The sequence below is a fragment of the Candidatus Liberibacter asiaticus genome (assembly GCF_000590865.3).
In the GTDB taxonomy this organism is placed as follows: Bacteria; Pseudomonadota; Alphaproteobacteria; order Rhizobiales; family Rhizobiaceae; genus Liberibacter; species Liberibacter asiaticus.
This window is the reverse complement of sequence record NZ_CP010804.2, coordinates 698509-716304: the sequence shown is the minus strand read 5'-3', so window position 1 is coordinate 716304 and position 17796 is coordinate 698509. Positions and strand designations below refer to the sequence as shown.

The window sequence follows — 17796 nt, the reverse complement described above, 5'->3', positions numbered from 1 at the left end:
ATACTATTACTCAATTCAACATCTCCTCCCATTTATCTTTCGAAACAGCGAATAAATCATAGCGCTCATCCTATAATTTCTCGCAACAAATGATCTAAATAGAATGAAATATTTATTTAATATTTAAAAAAAAATCGAACTCATAAAAATCTATATTTTTTCTTTTCAATCTCTAAATATCACATCAAAAGGTATTAGAGAACAATTACCCAAACATCACTTTTCTCGAGTTAAACATTTTTCTCCTAACGATTTTTGATCACTAATTCGGATTCACGGATAGTTATTTTATTTTAAGATTATTCAATACCCTTGCAATAAACTACTGTGAAGAAAAATCTGCTACCTTATCTGCCGATGCTTGAATGAAGACAATTCCATTTTTAAGCAATACGTAGAATCCTCATCGCTCAATTGAGAAGAAAATATTCAACCCTACACCAACATACGAAACATGTGCCAAGATAGGCTTCCATTTAATAATAGTTCTCCACAGAACCATATCCCATGCTTTCCAATATGAATGTCGACTACAGTGCTATAACGTTACTGAAATTATAATCTACCATTGTATAAAATATATTAAATTAACGCAAAACATTCCCATTATAAAAATGAAATAGAATCGCGATCACGCATTTTCCCACAATATTAACAACGAGATGGTATACCCAGCAGTGTACTCTCTGGTATTAGTCCATTCATAAGACGATCTGGATCTCCATCATAGACAATTTGTCCTCCAGCAATAACAATAAACCGTGTTGCTATCTGCATGGAATCTTCTAAATTATGAGAAATCATGAGCAAGGTTAGTTGGCGTTCATCACATACCTGTTTCAATAATCCTAATATTTCATGACGCAATGCAGGATCAAAAACAGCAAAAGGTTCATCTAGTAGCAGAATAGGCTTCTGACGAATTAAACAACGCGCCAAAGCCACCCGCTGACGTTGTCCTCCTGACATTTGCGATGGGAATCGATTAAAAAAATCCTCAAGAAAAACTTTTTCTAGCATTTGTTTGACTTGAGCATGTTGATAGTGATCTAAACGCAAATTAGGTGCAATACCTAAAGCAATATTCTGCCAAACAGTCAGGTGAGAGAAAAGATTATTTTCTTGAAATAAAATAGAAAGTGGACGTTTAGAAGGAGAACTACGCGTATGATTTTGTCCGTTTAAGAAAATACTTCCCCGTGTTGGATACTTAAATCCTGCCATCAAAGAGAGTAACGTGCTTTTACCTGCCCCACTAGGACCTAGTATTACAATTCTTTCAGCTTTATTCACTTGAAAATCAAATTGCATTTTCAGATTATCATAGCAATAGATTAAGTGATCTAGTTTAATCATACTCTTTTCCTGACAAATATTCTAATAAACTGAATAGTCCCAAACAAAGTGATAGTAATAACAGCGCTGTAACTACAGCATCACTTTGACGGTAAGAACCCAGTTGTTGATAGAGGTAGCACGGTAAAGTACAAAAATTATCATTGCCAAAAAGCGCAATAATGCCAAAATCTCCTATCGAAAGTAAACAAGAAAAAGAAAAAGTTTGTGCCATCAAACGCTTCAAAGCCTTAAATTCAATAAGGTATAGTCGATTTATCCCTTTGATTTGTAATGAAATACATAATGCATTATATCGCTCTGCTAAATCATACATCGGATTTTCTAATATTTTAACTGCATAAGGAACAGCCATTAAAGCGTTGGTCACTATTATTAAACTATAGGAAGAAGAGGTTAAATTAACAGTATTCTTGAGTAACAAAAAGAATCCTACTGCTAATACAATGCTCGGAACAGCTAAAATTAATAATTCACTCAATTCAAAAATGTGATTAAAAAATTTTAGACGACGCAGACGCAATTCTCTCTTAGTCCAGAGCAACATGATAGTAAAGATCATACACAATACACCAGCATTTATAGCAATATAAATAGAATTGAAAAATGAACTCCATAATCCAGATTGTTGTAATAGCCGCAATAACAACTTTGCATTCATGCCTTCAATGATAATGGCCAACAAAGGAAGAATGAAAAACCATATTGCACAACTGATAAGAAAAAAATCCCACCACCTGCTCCATCGACTATCATCTTCATTCTTCCACAAGAATCGTGAACTATATCCTGAAGAAAAAGAAACATTAAATTTTTGATTGAATAATACCAAACTTAAACAGCAAAAAATTTGAACCAAGGAAAGAAAGGCTGCTTTATTGAGATCAAAATCATAACTTAATGACTGATAGATCGCTAATTCAATAGTAGTTGAAGCTGGCCCTCCTCCAAGAGTAAGCACTGTCGCAAAACTGGCAAAGCATAACATGAAAATCAAAGAGGATGTTGGTAAAATTTGCCTTCTTAAATAAGGCCATTCAACAAAACGAAAAAAATACCATGGATTCATGCCTAATTGTAGCGCAAGTTGACGTTGTTCGATAGAAATGCTATCCAACGCTTGTAACAACATACGAATAGCTAGCGGCATATTAAAAAACACATGTACTAACAAAATACCTTTGATTCCGTAAAGATTAAATTGATAGACAATACCCAACCATTGACACAATTGAGCAATCCATCCCGTCCGTCCATATACAGTGAATACACCCATAATCACTACAAATACAGGCAATACGAAAATCATAGTATGTAGTCGCAAAAATAATATACGCCCTGGAAAATGCCGCCGAAAAAGAGATTTTGCTAAAAAAATTGAAGGAATAACAGATAATAAAGTAGAAAGTAATGCCTGCCAAAATGTAAAACCAATGACATGCCATAAATAACTATCCTCCATAAATTCTCGCCAACTTATTAGAGGCATATGTCGCCATAAAGAATAAACAACAAGAAAAAAAATAAAGTTTAAAAAACAAGAAATAATTACACCAGGCCACAAAGCGTTTCTTATAGACGGCTGACAGCATTTTGCCATGAAGAGATCCATTGATTGCGATATCTAGTAGTTTCTTCTGCGTTAAATCGCAATGACTTCTGCGGTATCCGTATTGCTTGATAAACATCAGGCATAGAAATATCAACAACGGGATACATCCAATTAGTTGTTGGTAAAATTCTCTGGAAAGATGGAGAAATCATGAATTGCATAAACTCTTGTGCCAATTGAGGTTGTTTGCTCCTTACCAATTGGGCTGCTACTTCAATTTGTAAATAGTGACCTTCACTAAACAGTGCGGCGACGTAATCATCTTGCCCATAATTCAAGAGATAGAAACCTGGAGACGTGCTGTAACTGAGCACAAAATCACTTTCACCTTTTAAAAAAAATCCATATGATTCAGTCCAACCTTTAGTAACAGTTGCCGTTTTTGTAGCTATTTTTTTCCAAACTTGAGCGCTGTTATCTCCATAAATTTTTTGTATCCAGAGCAATAATCCTAAACCTAATGTACTAGTCCGTGGATCTTGGTAAATAATTTTCCATGGTTTTGTACTGTTAATCAGCTCATCAAAATTTTTAGGTGGCTGAGTTATTTGTCTCTTATCATAAATAAACGCTAAATACCCATAATCATAAGGGACAAAAATATCATCATCCCATTTTATTGGTAATTTCAATTGACTGGCATCAATGTTACTTTTCGCAAACAAACCAGTTTTTCTAGCTAAATCAATAAGATTATTGTCAAATCCAAGTACAATATCCGCAGCACTATTTTCCCCTTCCATTCTAAGTTTATTTAATAAAGCTACGCCATCACTAAGACCAATTAATTTGAGTTCACAATTACATTTTCTTTCAAAAGCCTGTTTTATTTTAGGACCAGCCCCTTCATCTGCAACGAAGGAATTGTATGTGTACACCGTCAACACAGGTTTTGCCGGCAAACCATCCAAAGTGCAATACGATATTACGCCAGTAATCATCATAATACCCACTACTATTCTTGCGAACTTTTTCAATACTAATTATCCCTTCCTCTCCATTATCTAAGTAAGGCAAGCTATTTTTGAATAGATTATATTTCTCCACTAGAAAACGTAATAGAATTTCTGTTACTCCTGCAATACTCATTGATAGTAAATTGAAAAATAAGCGAAAAACTCTTAGCCTTTTTTAAAATATTCCACATTGTAACCGTTCAAAAATATTGCCAATATGTGAATACGGCTAAAAAGTGCATAAAAAGGACAAGTATTGTATAATCCTCTGTCAATTATAGTGCAAATTCAATAATTCTGAACAGAAGAAAAATAAAAAAATCTTATAAAACATATATTGTTGTGAAATAGTAGTATGTATTTTTTATAATGATCTAAATGCCATTTTCATCAATAAAATTTCGGCAGTAATGCAATATCTTGATAAATGAAAATGGGCACCAATATACATTGATGCCCTAGATTCGAGTGCGAAAATTCGCTAACTGTTGACTATACCCACATATTCTCTAAATCATAGATTTTGCGAGATTCTGGGTGGAATACATGGACCATGACATTTCCAATATCAATCAAAACCCAATTAGAAGCTAATAAACCTTCAACACCAAAAACTTTAATTTTTTTCTTTTTAAGATAGGAAATCAGATTATCAGCAATAGAAGCCACATGTTTTGTAGATCTACCTGAAACAATGACCATGTTATCACATATTAAAGAGCGCAAGGATGTGTTTTCTATATGACATATATCCTCAGCTTTTAATTCTTTTAAACACTCCATAACAGTTGCAATGCAAGAATCCAAATGATCTGCTGTTTGTAGCGCTTGTTTCTCTGTGTTAGCTAGCATGATTCTTCCTTTCACTACTATTCAATAGCACATGAAAAAAATTTGATGGTCTACTTTCCCCTCCCTCTATCTTCTCAATAAGGTCGATACAATATTGTATACTATCTTTTATTTTTCAGATACTTAATACCTCAAAATGTATATCGAAATTTTCAATACACTCGGGCATATTATCATAAAATAATTTACAATTCTTAATTTCCTTTATGTTTTTAAATAAATGTGATTACATTATGCCAATTTTTTATAATCAATTTTTATTTATAATTTTCTTGAGGCAATCATGTTTAAACGTACAATATATACATATCTTTTATTGCTTTGCGGTTTCACAGAAGCATTCTCCACGGAAAATACTACCAAATATTTGACTTTATATACTGATCAAAACCAAAGCGTTATGCTTCCTATCATACACTCTTTCGAGGAAAGAACAGGAGTAAAAATCAGTCCAATATACACTTCTTCCATACAAAGACCCCCTATAACCCAAGGAAGCCCTGTAGATGTTATAATAACTAAAGATGAAACGTCACTTGCTTTAAATGAAGATTTACTACATAAGCTCCCCGCTCATCTCATCAAAAAGAATTCTTTTGTACTCAAAAATGAAAACAAAAAATTGATGAGAATTTCCTTCGATACTCAAGTGTTAGCATATTCTACCAAACGGATCAAAATCGCTGATTTACCTAAAAGCGTTTTCGACCTGACAAATGCACAATGGAAAAAAAGACTCTCCATCGCCCCTAATAATATATCTTTCCATAGATTGCTTAATACAATGGAACAAACACCAAACAAGACGGTAGTCCAAGATTTTATAAAAAATATTACTGCCAACGAGATATTGACCAAATACAAGCGATAGAAAACGGAGAAGTTGATATATCGTTGATTAATGCCTCTTCTGTTGCAATTTTTAAAAACCACCATAGTGAAGTTTCCGTTTCCTACACCCCTTTTCTCCCGAAAGATATTGGAAATATACTTTGTTCGACTGTCGGTGGAATTGCAGAATCTTCAAAAAAAAAAAGTGTAGCAACACAATTTCTTCGTTTTCTGCTACTTCCTATTGTACAACAATACATAGCAACGGCACTCGGTGAATATCCCATAATCAAAGGAATAATTACCAATCGCAAATTCAACGATCAAACCTATACAAATAGAGAATCTTTTGAGCTCATTAAAACAGCACAGAACCCACCTAAGTAAAAGCATCTTTACAGAAAAAAATGTGCCAACCACGACAAATTTTCTTTTTTAACACTGCACCAGCGTTAAAATACGAAATACCAACCATTCCACATGGTATAAACTCTAATAATGATCTCAAAGAGCAGAGAAAAACACCTCTGTAATTGGGGATCTACCCCCTTATATCATAATGAGGGCACTCAGCCATCTTTCTACTCCTTGGGATTTTACTTCCAAACAAAATAATTGAGAAAATACAACCGGAATACTTAACAAGAATCAGATTAATCCAAAAAAAGAAACCAACACACCTGCAAAAAAGGACAGTAGCATTACGATATAAAAACCGAAAGAACTTTTTTTAAAAGAAGAAACACGGCCAGAGGTTTTATATTCCCCCTCCCAATATCGACGATACAACCGAGTTTCCTTATCTTCAACAGCAAGATTCATACGAGATTTAGGAATAGACAATCGCGTTTGACTCACCTTGATCCTCCTTTATAGCACCAAAATCAACTTTTAAGTTAAGAATATATTAAGGATATCCTATAATAGAAAAAAAAGTTAATCAAGGGTATAAATTGTAAATTTTATACACGCAACAACAAAAATATCTTTATCAACATCTCCTTCTATAATATCCCTTATCCTATTGATTTAAAATATTTTTTATAAAAAAATATTAGTTTTCATAATCAAAACCATACATATGCAGTATGCCCATACACAAATTATAAACAAAAATATTTTTTTTACTTCACGATTGTGAAAAATAGTATACAATGAGTCCATTCTGATCACATATGCGGTTTATATTTTGAATCGTGTATTAAGTGAAATGAGTATTGTGGATGTGGCGGAATCGGTAGACGCAGCAGACTTAATGTTATTGGGTGTCCATAGAGAAATCTATGGAGTAGAACTGCTCAAATTCGGGGAAAGCTCTCACAAGCCAATCCCGAGCCAAGCCTTGTTTCAAGGAAGGTGTAGAGACTGGACGGGCAGCACCTAAAACATTTAAATGTTATGGTGAAGGGACAGTCCAGACCACAAACACTGCGCAAAAAGCAGTGGCAATGAAAATTGTAGTGGTAAGAAAATCTGCTTCTTTAAATTAAGAGTGCGGGTTCGAGTCCCGCCATCCGCACCAAGCTGATTAGCATATCCGAACAATGTATATAGTTGTTCGGAAATGCTCGTCGTGGTGTGACGCTGCGAAAAAACAAATATCATGCTGGAAATAAGCAATAAACTAATTACTGATGATTTTAGACACTACGTGAGAATGCTTGTGAAAAAGGTTAATCGCACTGTTGTGTTTCCTTTAGTACTTCAGCAGCAAGGGAACGCGTGATCCCCATGCCCCGAGATAAGGCTAAGTTATCCATTTTATCAACTAGTTTTTCTGCAAAAACTAAAGATCTTTCCATACGTTGCACAATGTAAGCAGCAAGTTTTTTATCAATAAAAATCTGCCGATCAGCAAACATTTTAACTATTACTTTTTCTAAAAAATCGTCATCTGGCAAACTGATCTTGACTACTGTTGCCGCCTTCAAACGAGAACATAAATCCGGTAAACACACTCCCCAAGAAACGGGGAAAGTACGCGCCGTCATCAACAAGCTCGAATCATATTGATGAATACTATTAATAATATGAAATAGTTGGGTATCATTAAAATCTAAGAGATCAATATCCTCTAGTAATACTGGTTTTCGCGTATCTATCAAAATAGAATCCAAGCTTTTGGCAATATTACTAAACCTTGTAGATCTACTCTTATCGGACCATATATTAGCCAAACAAGATTTTCCAGAACCACTTGGACCAACGAGAATCACGACACGTGATGGCCAAGATGGCCAAGAATCTATAAGACGTACAGCCTGCTCAATAGCACTATGTACCAAAAGATCGTCTCGACTGATTCCAAGACACCTAGGAAAAGAGAAAAAAAGCTGTTCTTCCTTGTTCTTTGGCTGGTCATTTTTTTGCTTATCAGGAACAAAGAAACTATAATCCTCCTTCATAAGATTCATGGTCTAGAATTCTCCATCAAAATACTAATTATTTGACAAAAGATCCCCTCAGATATTGCACAAGAGCAATCGCCACTGTAATAATCATACTCAGGAATGAAAGTGCCAAAAGTGAGACAGACAAGATTATTGCAGCATAACATATCCACATCATTAAAAATATACCATATAATTTTTTCCTCATACGTTCTAAAATCACGAACAAAAATCTTTCAGATATAGGAGAATAAATTTGAATCATGAACGAAAGCGTGGACTTACATATGGACAAGCCGGCGTCAACATAGAAGCGGGAAATCGTACTGTTACGCAGATCAAATCAGCTGTAAAATCCACAAAACGTGCGGGAACTATCGGAGAAATAGGTGGTTTTGGAGGTCTCTTTGATCTTAAAAAAGCAGGCTTCGTAGATCCTATTCTGGTATCGTCCAGTGATGGCGTTGGCACCAAGCTTAAAATTGCGATAGAAACAGGTAAAAATGACACCATTGGCATAGATTTAGTAGCAATGTGTGTCAATGATATCTTGACTCATGGCGCTGAGCCATTATTTTTTCTTGATTACTTAGCAACCAGCCAATTGAATCCTGATCAAGCAACCAGTATCATAAAAGGGATTGCGGCAGGATGTTGCCAAGCTGGATGCGCATTAATTGGCGGGGAAACCGCCGAAATGCCAGGATTGTATCATGATAGGGATTATGATCTTGCAGGATTTGCTGTAGGAGCAGTAGAACGAAAAGAGTTACTCTCCCCTGAAAACGTCTGCGCAGGCGATCTAATTTTAGGATTACCTTCTTCAGGATTGCATTCAAATGGTTTTGCACTAGTACGAAAAATTATTTCATTATCACAATTATCATGGAAAGATCCCTCTCCTATTTCATCAGAACATAGCTTAGGAGAAACACTTCTGACGCCGACACGTATTTACGTATCCCCTCTTCTGAAGATACTCAGAAAAACAGGAAAAATAAAAGCATTAGCACATATTACAGGCGGAGGATTGACAGAAAATATCCCAAGAGCTATTCCAGCTCATCTGACCGCTAGTATTAACTTGAATTCCGTTGAAGTTCCTCAAATTATCTCATGGCTATCTAAAAAAGCACATGTAAAGCCTGCTGAAGTGTTACGTACTTTTAATTGTGGAATTGGAATGGTTATTATTGTGCATCCTGACAACAAGGATTGTATTATAAAAAAATTTCAAGAAAACAATGAAAATATAATCCTCATAGGAGAAGTAACACAACGTAGTGAAAAAAGCCCCCCTATTCTCTATCAAGGATCGCTGATATTATGATTCGTAAAAACATTGTGATATTTATATCCGGAGAAGGCACAAATATGCTCTCTCTTATTCAAGCTACTAAGAAAAATGATTATCCTGCTGAAATCGTAGGGGTTTTTTCAGATAATTCTAATGCACAAGGACTTGTCAAAGCACGAAAAGAAAAAGTACCTACTTTTCCCATTCCGTATAAAGATTATATTTCTCGGCGAGAGCATGAAAAAGCAATTCTCATGCAACTCTCTTCTATACAGCCAGATCTAATATGCCTTGCGGGATATATGCGTCTTCTGAGCAGAGATTTCGTGGAATCCTATAAGAATAAAATTCTTAATATCCACCCGTCCCTACTCCCCCTCTTCCCAGGGCTTCATACGCACCGTCGCGTCTTACAATCCGGCATTAAAATCACCGGATGTACGGTACACATGGTTACTGCAAATATGGACGAAGGCCCAATTATTGCTCAGGCAGCTGTACCTGTATCCTCACAGGATACGGAATCAAGCCTTTCTCAAAAAGTTCTATCCGCCGAACACTTACTATATCCTTTAGCGCTTAAATATACGATTCTGGGGAAAACGTCTAACTCCAACGACCATCATCACCTCATCGGAATAGGATAAATAATTTTCCTAATACGTTTAAAAAAGAAATGCATTATCAACCAAAAATCGTGACCATTTATCAAGGAAAATAAAATCAAAAGATCCAATTATATATTGAGCTTATATCCCAATAATTCTATTGATTCTTCTAGAGTCTCTTTCCAATAACTCAATTTTTGATAGATTTTAACAATCTCTACAAACTATCTGATCACCTAAACGTTGACGATAGTAGTAAACTTTCCTTAGAACAATATCCCCTTTCAGAGAATCTGGTAATATTTTTGAAAAAACAAGCGTACGGTAATTAATAGAAACTTCAGCACGTACAATAAACGTAGAAGCATCCTTGATGGAAGCAGGAATATCCTCTCTTTCAACCTTCACATTGCTGGAAGACCAATTCCACATTTTCCTAACTATTTGCTTATTATCGAGCCAATAACCAGTCACAATAATAGAATGATTTGGAGTTCTATAAGGATACATAGTGGCACGTAAAAAATTCTCAAAACCTTGTAAATATTGTTTATTGATTGAAGTTTCTTGTGCAACCATGTCTCCCATGTGACTTGCGAAACGCGTTAAACGTTTAGACAAAGTATAGAGCATGGTTATCTCATATACTGCCATGTAAATTAGCAACAAAATAGGTAGAATAATTGCCATTTCTACTGCAACCACACCATTTTCCCGAGATAAAAATCGTAAGATATAATTTTTAATACATTTCATATGACATTCTCTTTATTAGGAAAAAATGCCTGTATCGTGAACGACACGAGTCAGAAAATTAAAGAACCACTGAATTTTTATAGCTCCTATTACATATATGCGTGAACTATTCACCATATTTTATCCATTAAAAAGGCTCATTTTTAAATACCACAATCGATGAAAGTAAAAAATCGCCTTTTTTACCTGGATGCTTGACTGAAGAAATGTACTGACGCATAAGATCTGTAAATAATGGCCAATGATAATATGCTCTCAATACGTTATAAGTAGAAGGACCACCAGGATGAAAAGAAAAGTTCCGATCATCTATTTCGGAACTGGAATCAGATTTATCCTTACGGGGTACTGTCTCAGTAATTTCCTGCAATGATTTAATTTGCTTGACATCCAAGTACAAATCATATGGCCTTCCTATCTCATTTTCCGAACAATTAAATAGAACTCGCAGGTCATTACAAAAAACCCGCCGAAATTCCGTAAGGGAATGCGTGTTCTTGCTAGATATCTCACCTGTACGAATTTTACGCGCAACATCATACGCCGCACTCTCAAACAACTGTCCAGCAGTAAAAGAAAGAGAAATTTCCAATATAGCAAAAACTAACATGAAATACGGCATAACTAATATTGCAAATTCAATAGCTACAGCCCCTTCACGAATCAAAATTGAACGCCTTATCCCTTGTAATAATTTTTTTCTCATAATCCACCTGAAAATGAAAACCTTTTAAACGTGACATCTTTAACATGAACAATCAATTGATGATATATATATCTATACAAATCTTAATATCCTGAGATTCTGATAGAAAAAATTTAAACATTCAAGGTATTTTCTATTCCCCAGAAAACTAGTTACCTCATAATATCAAAAAATATGATTAATACTGAGCACAATCGCCGATGAGGAGCGAAACCTATCAAACTTTTTGATATTCTCTCTAATCATATATAATAAAAGGAATAAAACGGTTGTTCGCGATAAAATATGCGATAATTTGAATTTGAACTAGAATTCACTCATTCACGAGGCTGTCCTTATGAAAAAAAAAATAAAAATATATAATACTCTGGAACGAAAAATAACGGAATTCCAAGCGATCGATCCTTCGAATATTAGAATGTATGTCTGTGGCCCAACCGTTTATGATTTTGCCCATATCGGCAATGCTAGACCCATGATCGTCTTTGACGTATTATACCGTCTTTTGCGGTACTATTATGGAGAAAAATGCGTAACTTACGTTCGCAATATCACTGATATCGATGACAAAATTATTGAACGCGCACGCCAAGAACATCCATCTATACCCATCAACGATGCCATAAGTATTATTACAAGCAAAAATACTCAACAATTTGTCAAAGACACAACGCGACTAGCATGTCTTGCCCCTACACATCAACCACGTGCCACTAATCATATCCCTCAAATGATATACTTAATTCAAAACATCATCTTACATGGTCATGCCTACGAAGCTAATAATGAAATTATATTTGATACCAGCTCTATTCCAAATTATGGATCGTTTTCCAGACGTAAAATCGATGAGCAAAAAATGGGAACACGTGTTCCAGAAAAATATCATAAGAAAAATCCTGCTGATTTTATTCTTTGGAAAAGATCTACTCCGATGGAACCAGGATGGGAATCCCCTTGGGGTAGAGGGAGACCTGGATGGCATATAGAATGCTCAGCAATGTCTTCCCATTATCTTGGAAAAGTATTTGATATTCATGGAGGAGGACTGGATTTAATTTTTCCACACCACGAAAACGAAATAGCACAATCTTGTTGCGCTGATCGCATAGAAAAAACAGCTAATATTTGGATTCACAATGGTTTTCTCAATTTAGAAGGCCGCAAAATGTCAAAATCAAATGGCAACTTTATTACGATCAACGAGCTCCTTGAAACAAAAAAGTTTGGTGGACGATCTTGGCCTGCTCCCGTCATACGTCTGGCCATGCTCATGACGCATTATAGAGAACCAATTGATTTTACTGTCCAACGATTAACAGAAGCCGAAATACTATTGTCTAAATGGCCGCAAACCTCAACATCCAAGGGGATAATTGATCCTGCAGTTCTTTCCGCCTTATATAATGATCTTAATACTGTATCAGCGATACAAGCACTCCACAAATTGGCCCGTGAAAGCACAAAGAACCATGATTTGCTTCCCATATTTAATGCCAGTGCCCATATTTTAGGAATCGAAGTCTGCAAAGAACATCTTAATAAAAATATATCAATAGCTATTGAAAAATTAGTACAAGAACGTCTAATTCTTTTAAAAATGAAAAAATTTTCTTCGGCAGATTACATCAGAAAACAATTGGAAAGTAAGGGATTTATTTTAGAAGATTACAAAAATCCTGACAACGGACAGCGCATGACTCGGTGGAAACAGAAACCATAATCGCAAGTCCATTATGTTAAATTGGAGGGAAATATCCTTTTTATAAAGTAAAATACAGCGCTTCGATAAACCCTAATCTCAAAAACACTATAGCTCATATTAGTGGTTCCATACATCTTTCTTGATCTCATTCCCCAATCTTCAAAATACTAAATAGTTATCATCACAGTGAATCGATATGCAGGTCAGCAAAAAAGTGCTCCCATATCATATTGTAGATTGATAACAGGAGAAATCAGTGCACGTTCTGGCATCAATCAACCGTTACCTTCAAAGAATAAATGAACATAAGAAAAGTATGCTCAGTTATAATAATCACTAAATACCAACACAAGCATCCATGCCAGTATCTTCCTTTAGAAGTCAAAATATATTGACAGATACTCGAAATTATATTACTAGTCGACCACTTGACCAGAATAGGTGGCGTTGCCGTTAAGTGGTTATAGCGTGAGTATTAAAAAGTTAGGTATTGTATCCGTTCTTATCCCTGTGGTATTAGGTGTAAGTAACTGCGATCATTCAGATTCACAGCATCCTCCAGTGATTCCGATATTAAAAGATGACAAAAACGATGGTGAACCTAGGAAACCAACGCCCTTGGATCATTCAGATTCACAACATCCCCCAGTCCTTCCAAATTCAGAAAATAATGCGCATGGCGACGAACCCATAAAAAAATCCGAGAAGCCAACGTTCCGACGAAATCAGCCCGTCATAGAAAATCTCAGAAAGCCAACAGAGGCGGAAAAAGAAAAAATATTAGCAGCCAGAGACAGGTACCAAAAAACAAATAATGAGGAAGCTATAGCATCAATAATATGGCACAGATACCAACATATGGATTATAAGGGAAAAACGGAGCAAGAAAAAAGAGCGTTAGCCAAGCAGTCTAGGGACGATTTCCAACGTTATGCCACAGCCCAAGCAGCAAATCAGAAAGCCGCCGATATGTTGATGTTGGCAACATATGGCTTACAATATGACGATTCTTTGACTAAGATACAGGATCCACCGAAAATGGAAGAATAATTGTAAATAATAATGTTAAATCAAAAATTCAAAATATTTTTATCCAGAATCAAAAAAATAGTGGTTGAACCAATTTTTGTTTACAACATCTTCGCCCCTTGTTTTTTCTTTGTTTCATTCAAATAAAAATATCCCTTAAGAAAATATAATTTGTAAATCTTTAAATGAACTAGGTAAATATAATGGAATATACGTAATCCTATTTGATTACCTTATAATATTACTAAATGAGCGAGATAAAATAGGACGTAATTATAAAAGTGTATACGAGGTTATATGAAGAAATGATTAGAATAATAGCCATAACTTCATCTACAGCAAACTATACTAAAAGGAAATAAGAGACAATATACTCGGATATTCTAGTTTACAAATAAGTTCAATCAATTTTTATCTCTATATTTAATCGAATAACATAATTAATATCGTTAAAATAACAATAAAATATCACATTTATCTTCAAAATAATTTTTTATTGTGTTAGCGTACTCTTTTTCAATACGTCTAATAAAGTATTAATTAAAAGGAAAAAACCATGGGAAAAGGAGCAACTAAAAAAGAATATTCAAAAGGCTTGAGCAAGGAAAATGCTTCCCTGCCAACAATGATGGGTACTCTCTTTGTATTTTGTGCATATATCCTCTGGGGGATAACACCTCTCTATACACAATTCTTAGAACAGGTATCTGTACTTGAAGTGATCTCTCATCGTGTCTTATGGTCCTTGCCTGGAGTTTTCTTTGCAATTGTTTATTTCTCCGGTGGATTATCTTTATTGAAGGACACCCTGAAAAATCCCAAAGCGGTCGGCATGCTTGTATTCAGTGCAACTATTCTCGCTGTTCATTGGGGGTTTTTCATTTATGCACTCTTAACAAGGCAAGGATTTTTAACGTCTTTTAGTTATTTTGTGACTCCTGTTATCTCCGTATTTTTGGGATCGGTATTTCTAAAAGAACGTCTAAATCATCTGCAAATTATTGCGGCACTACTCATTATTTTGTCCTTGTTGATCATGACATTGCACAGTGGAATTCCGCTTTTGTCCTTGGCTATCGCGGTGACATGGAGTGCTTATTGCTTTGCGCGTAAAACAATTCCGGTAGGTTCCAGCGAGGGATTCTTTATAGAAATGTGTGTTCTAGCTATTCCTGCATTGTTTTATGTTGTGTGGAATGGGTTTTCGGGTGGAGAACATTTTTTCCTCGGGAATATCCCAGACACCTTATTCTTGATAGGATACGGACTTCTTAATTCGTTTGTTTTCTGTATTTTTTCATATGGCATTAAGAGAGCTAAACTATCTACTGTAGGAATTATGGAGTACACCGCACCACTTTTGATGATCGTAAGTAGTGTTTTCATACTAAAACAACCTATTGATACGGTACGTACCATCGTTTTTGGTATAGTTGTTATTGCTATGGTCGTTTATTTGTTGCCGACCGTTATAAATAGTGGAAAGAATAAAACGAAAAAATCTTAACGTAGCAATCTGCCAAAAAAATTTTTTTGGCAGATTCTATTTTTTTTCTTCAAGTTTTGCGTTTATTCTACATTTTTTCTATCTTTCTTTAATGCGAGTGACTATTTTATATCTTATAGGTGCTAGTGATGGCTCTCATTTTCTCTTCTACATATAAAAATCAGCGTACCCTTGATTATACTTAGTAAGTAATATAGGTCTTTTAAGGTCAGCTAGTATAATAAAGGAAGATCTTTCAACATGGCATTTGCACGCTTTCCTTCGCTGAGGACTTTAAAAAAACTTTGGCCCTATATGTGGCCTGCGAACCGCTGGGATCTAAAGGTTCGAATTATAGGAGCAATGTTTTCTGTCATTGCATCTAAATTTGTGATACTCGGAATTCCTTTTTTATTGAAGTGGGTTACAGAAAGTTTAATTGAGCAGTCAACCGCCAGCAAAACGACATCCTACCTAACGATAGGAATAGTGATTTTAATAACTTCCTATGGAACGATGCGCGTTGTAAATCTGATCTCAAATCATATTCGTGACTTTTTATATGTGGAGATAGGTCAAGGAGCTACATGCACCTTGTATCATCAAGTAGTCTCACACGTTTATAAACTATCACAACGTTTCCACATTAATTACAAAGTTGGCAAATTATCTTCTGCAATAAGTAATGGCATACGATCCATCGAAATGATCATCCGCATCATAGTTGTCCACCTGATACCAACAATTTTAGAATTCGCTATCTCCATGGCTTTCCTATGGTATAGCTATGGCGATATTTACGTTAGCATCATGGCAGTTACCGTAATCCTTTATGTTTGGTTTACTATAATAACAAGCAATTGGCGTGTCGGTCTTTCTAAGAAAATGAATAACTTACTTCATGAATGCCACGCTAAAGTATTTGACACTTTGATTAATTTTGAAACAATTCAATATTTCAATTCTGAAAAATTCGAAATAAACAGGCTTGAAAAATATATATCTAAATACAAAGAATCAGCAATATCTGTCGCAACCTCTTTAGGATGGTTAAACTTTGGACAGGGTTTGATTTTTAGCATAGGTATGGTCATAACCATGATTATATCATCCCATGCCGTCTATATAGGAGAACAAACTGTTGGAGACTTTGTCTTCATCAACACCTTACTCACTCAACTCGCCATACCATTAAATATTCTTGGAACAATCTACCGTGATTCTCGTCAGAGTTTTATAGAGATAGAAGAATTGCTCAATATCTTAAACGAAAAAATAGAAATCCAAAATGCTGTAAATTCCAAAGATTTAAAGATAAAAAATGGCCATATAGTGTTCAATAACGTTTCCTTTTCGTACAATCACCATAATTGCATTTTTAAAGGGATTTCTTTTGAAATTGCTCCTAGCAAAAAAACAGCATTAATTGGAGAATCAGGAGTCGGAAAATCAACTGTCGCTAAACTTCTTTATAGATTATATGATATAAAAGGCGGTATTATCACGATTGATGGTCAAGATATAAAAAAAATTACGAAAGAATCACTGCGACAAACCATTGGTATTATTCCACAAGACACCATTCTTTTTAATGACACTTTACGCTATAACATTCTCTATGGAAATCCCAACGCATCTGACCAAGAACTATGCGCTGCAGTCGAAGTTGCACAACTCAAATCATTCATCATGAAGTTGCCGAATGGATATGATACTGTAGTAGGAGAACGTGGGTTAAAACTCTCCGGAGGAGAAAAACAGCGCGTCTCTATAGCACGTGCCATTCTCAAAAATCCACCTATCATTATTTTTGACGAAGCCACTTCATCCCTTGACATCATCACGGAACGACATATTCAAACAGCATTAGCTACTCTTTCAAAAAATCGCACTACCTTAGTGATTGCTCATAGGCTGTCTACTATTACCGATGCTGATAATATTATTGTCTTCGATCAAGGAACTGTAGTAGAAAGTGGTTCTCATGAAAATCTAATATCACAAGGTGGTATTTATACTTCTATGTGGAAAAAACAATGTGAATCAATAAAATAAATTTAAAGGTTTTTTTATATCACTAAGATATCAGTAAAATATGCAATCAAGCAGTCTTAAATGTTTACATCGCTGGTATACTCTGATAAAAGAGGTCTTCTATTCTAGGTATCCCTAGGTAATTTTTTGAGTGCAATAGCGTGAATGCACTGTATAA

At 35.1% G+C, this 17796-nt stretch carries 16 protein-coding genes; 8 read left to right on the top strand and 8 right to left on the bottom strand.

Annotated elements, in window-relative coordinates:
• Positions 1-651: 651 nt before the first annotated feature.
• From thiQ to rsfS, 4 genes are all read right to left on the bottom strand, one after another.
• A complete protein-coding gene (gene thiQ / locus CD16_RS03240; RefSeq protein WP_236301243.1) occupies positions 652-1311 on the bottom strand; it encodes a thiamine ABC transporter ATP-binding protein ThiQ in 660 nt (219 codons plus the stop codon).
• A gap of 37 nt (positions 1312-1348) precedes the next feature.
• Entirely contained in the window at positions 1349-2956 is a 1608-nt protein-coding gene (thiP, locus tag CD16_RS03235; protein WP_015452598.1) for a thiamine/thiamine pyrophosphate ABC transporter permease ThiP, read from the bottom strand.
• Positions 2929-3945: a thiamine ABC transporter substrate binding subunit gene (gene thiB / locus CD16_RS03230; protein WP_015452597.1), complete on the bottom strand. Its 1017-nt coding sequence runs from the start codon at positions 3943-3945 to the stop codon at positions 2929-2931. Before thiB ends, thiP begins: the two co-directional genes overlap by 28 nt.
• Before the next feature lie 471 nt (positions 3946-4416).
• Positions 4417-4776 (bottom strand): ribosome silencing factor, encoded by a 360-nt coding sequence (gene rsfS, locus CD16_RS03225; protein WP_015452596.1) that lies wholly within the window; start codon positions 4774-4776, stop codon positions 4417-4419.
• Between the two features lie 283 nt (positions 4777-5059).
• On the opposite strand from rsfS, the gene CD16_RS03220 reads away from it, so the two are divergent.
• Both CD16_RS03220 and CD16_RS03215 read left to right on the top strand, forming a co-directional pair.
• Complete coding sequence (locus CD16_RS03220; RefSeq protein WP_015452595.1) at positions 5060-5647, top strand: ABC transporter substrate-binding protein; 588 nt, start codon at positions 5060-5062, stop codon at positions 5645-5647.
• A gap of 23 nt (positions 5648-5670) precedes the next feature.
• Entirely contained in the window at positions 5671-5994 is a 324-nt protein-coding gene (locus tag CD16_RS03215) for a hypothetical protein (protein ID WP_015824913.1), read from the top strand.
• Between the two features lie 261 nt (positions 5995-6255).
• On the opposite strand, the gene CD16_RS03210 is transcribed toward CD16_RS03215, so the two are convergent.
• On the bottom strand, positions 6256-6465 hold the full coding sequence (locus tag CD16_RS03210) for a hypothetical protein (RefSeq protein WP_015824912.1): 210 nt from the start codon (positions 6463-6465) through the stop codon (positions 6256-6258).
• A gap of 815 nt (positions 6466-7280) precedes the next feature.
• Complete coding sequence (locus CD16_RS03205) at positions 7281-8021, bottom strand: P-loop NTPase family protein (protein ID WP_015452592.1); 741 nt, start codon at positions 8019-8021, stop codon at positions 7281-7283.
• Between the two features lie 232 nt (positions 8022-8253).
• Here CD16_RS03205 and purM point away from each other — a divergent pair, with 232 nt between their 5' ends.
• Positions 8254-9327, top strand: coding sequence for a phosphoribosylformylglycinamidine cyclo-ligase (gene purM / locus CD16_RS03195; protein ID WP_015452590.1), 1074 nt, complete (start codon positions 8254-8256; stop codon positions 9325-9327).
• The gene (gene purN, locus CD16_RS03190; protein WP_015452589.1) at positions 9324-9941 is read left to right on the top strand and encodes a phosphoribosylglycinamide formyltransferase; all 618 of its coding nucleotides are present in this window, start codon (positions 9324-9326) and stop codon (positions 9939-9941) included. Before purM ends, purN begins: the two co-directional genes overlap by 4 nt.
• 168 nt (positions 9942-10109) lie before the next feature.
• On the opposite strand, the gene CD16_RS03185 is transcribed toward purN, so the two are convergent.
• Positions 10110-10658: a TadE/TadG family type IV pilus assembly protein gene (locus CD16_RS03185; RefSeq protein ID WP_015452588.1), complete on the bottom strand. Its 549-nt coding sequence runs from the start codon at positions 10656-10658 to the stop codon at positions 10110-10112.
• 127 nt (positions 10659-10785) lie between these two features.
• Positions 10786-11364, bottom strand: coding sequence for a TadE/TadG family type IV pilus assembly protein (locus CD16_RS03180; RefSeq protein ID WP_015824911.1), 579 nt, complete (start codon positions 11362-11364; stop codon positions 10786-10788).
• A 337-nt stretch (positions 11365-11701) separates the two neighbouring features.
• Here CD16_RS03180 and cysS point away from each other — a divergent pair, with 337 nt between their 5' ends.
• The 4 genes from cysS (at position 11702) to CD16_RS03160 (ending at position 17639) form a co-directional block, all read left to right on the top strand.
• Positions 11702-13087: a cysteine--tRNA ligase gene (gene cysS, locus CD16_RS03175; protein ID WP_015452586.1), complete on the top strand. Its 1386-nt coding sequence runs from the start codon at positions 11702-11704 to the stop codon at positions 13085-13087.
• A 450-nt stretch (positions 13088-13537) separates the two neighbouring features.
• Positions 13538-14119: a hypothetical protein gene (locus CD16_RS03170; RefSeq protein WP_236301242.1), complete on the top strand. Its 582-nt coding sequence runs from the start codon at positions 13538-13540 to the stop codon at positions 14117-14119.
• Between the two features lie 535 nt (positions 14120-14654).
• Entirely contained in the window at positions 14655-15605 is a 951-nt protein-coding gene (locus CD16_RS03165; RefSeq protein ID WP_015452584.1) for an EamA family transporter, read from the top strand.
• Positions 15606-15845: 240 nt separating this feature from the next.
• Positions 15846-17639 (top strand): ABCB family ABC transporter ATP-binding protein/permease, encoded by a 1794-nt coding sequence (locus CD16_RS03160; protein WP_015452583.1) that lies wholly within the window; start codon positions 15846-15848, stop codon positions 17637-17639.
• Positions 17640-17796: the final 157 nt, after the last annotated feature.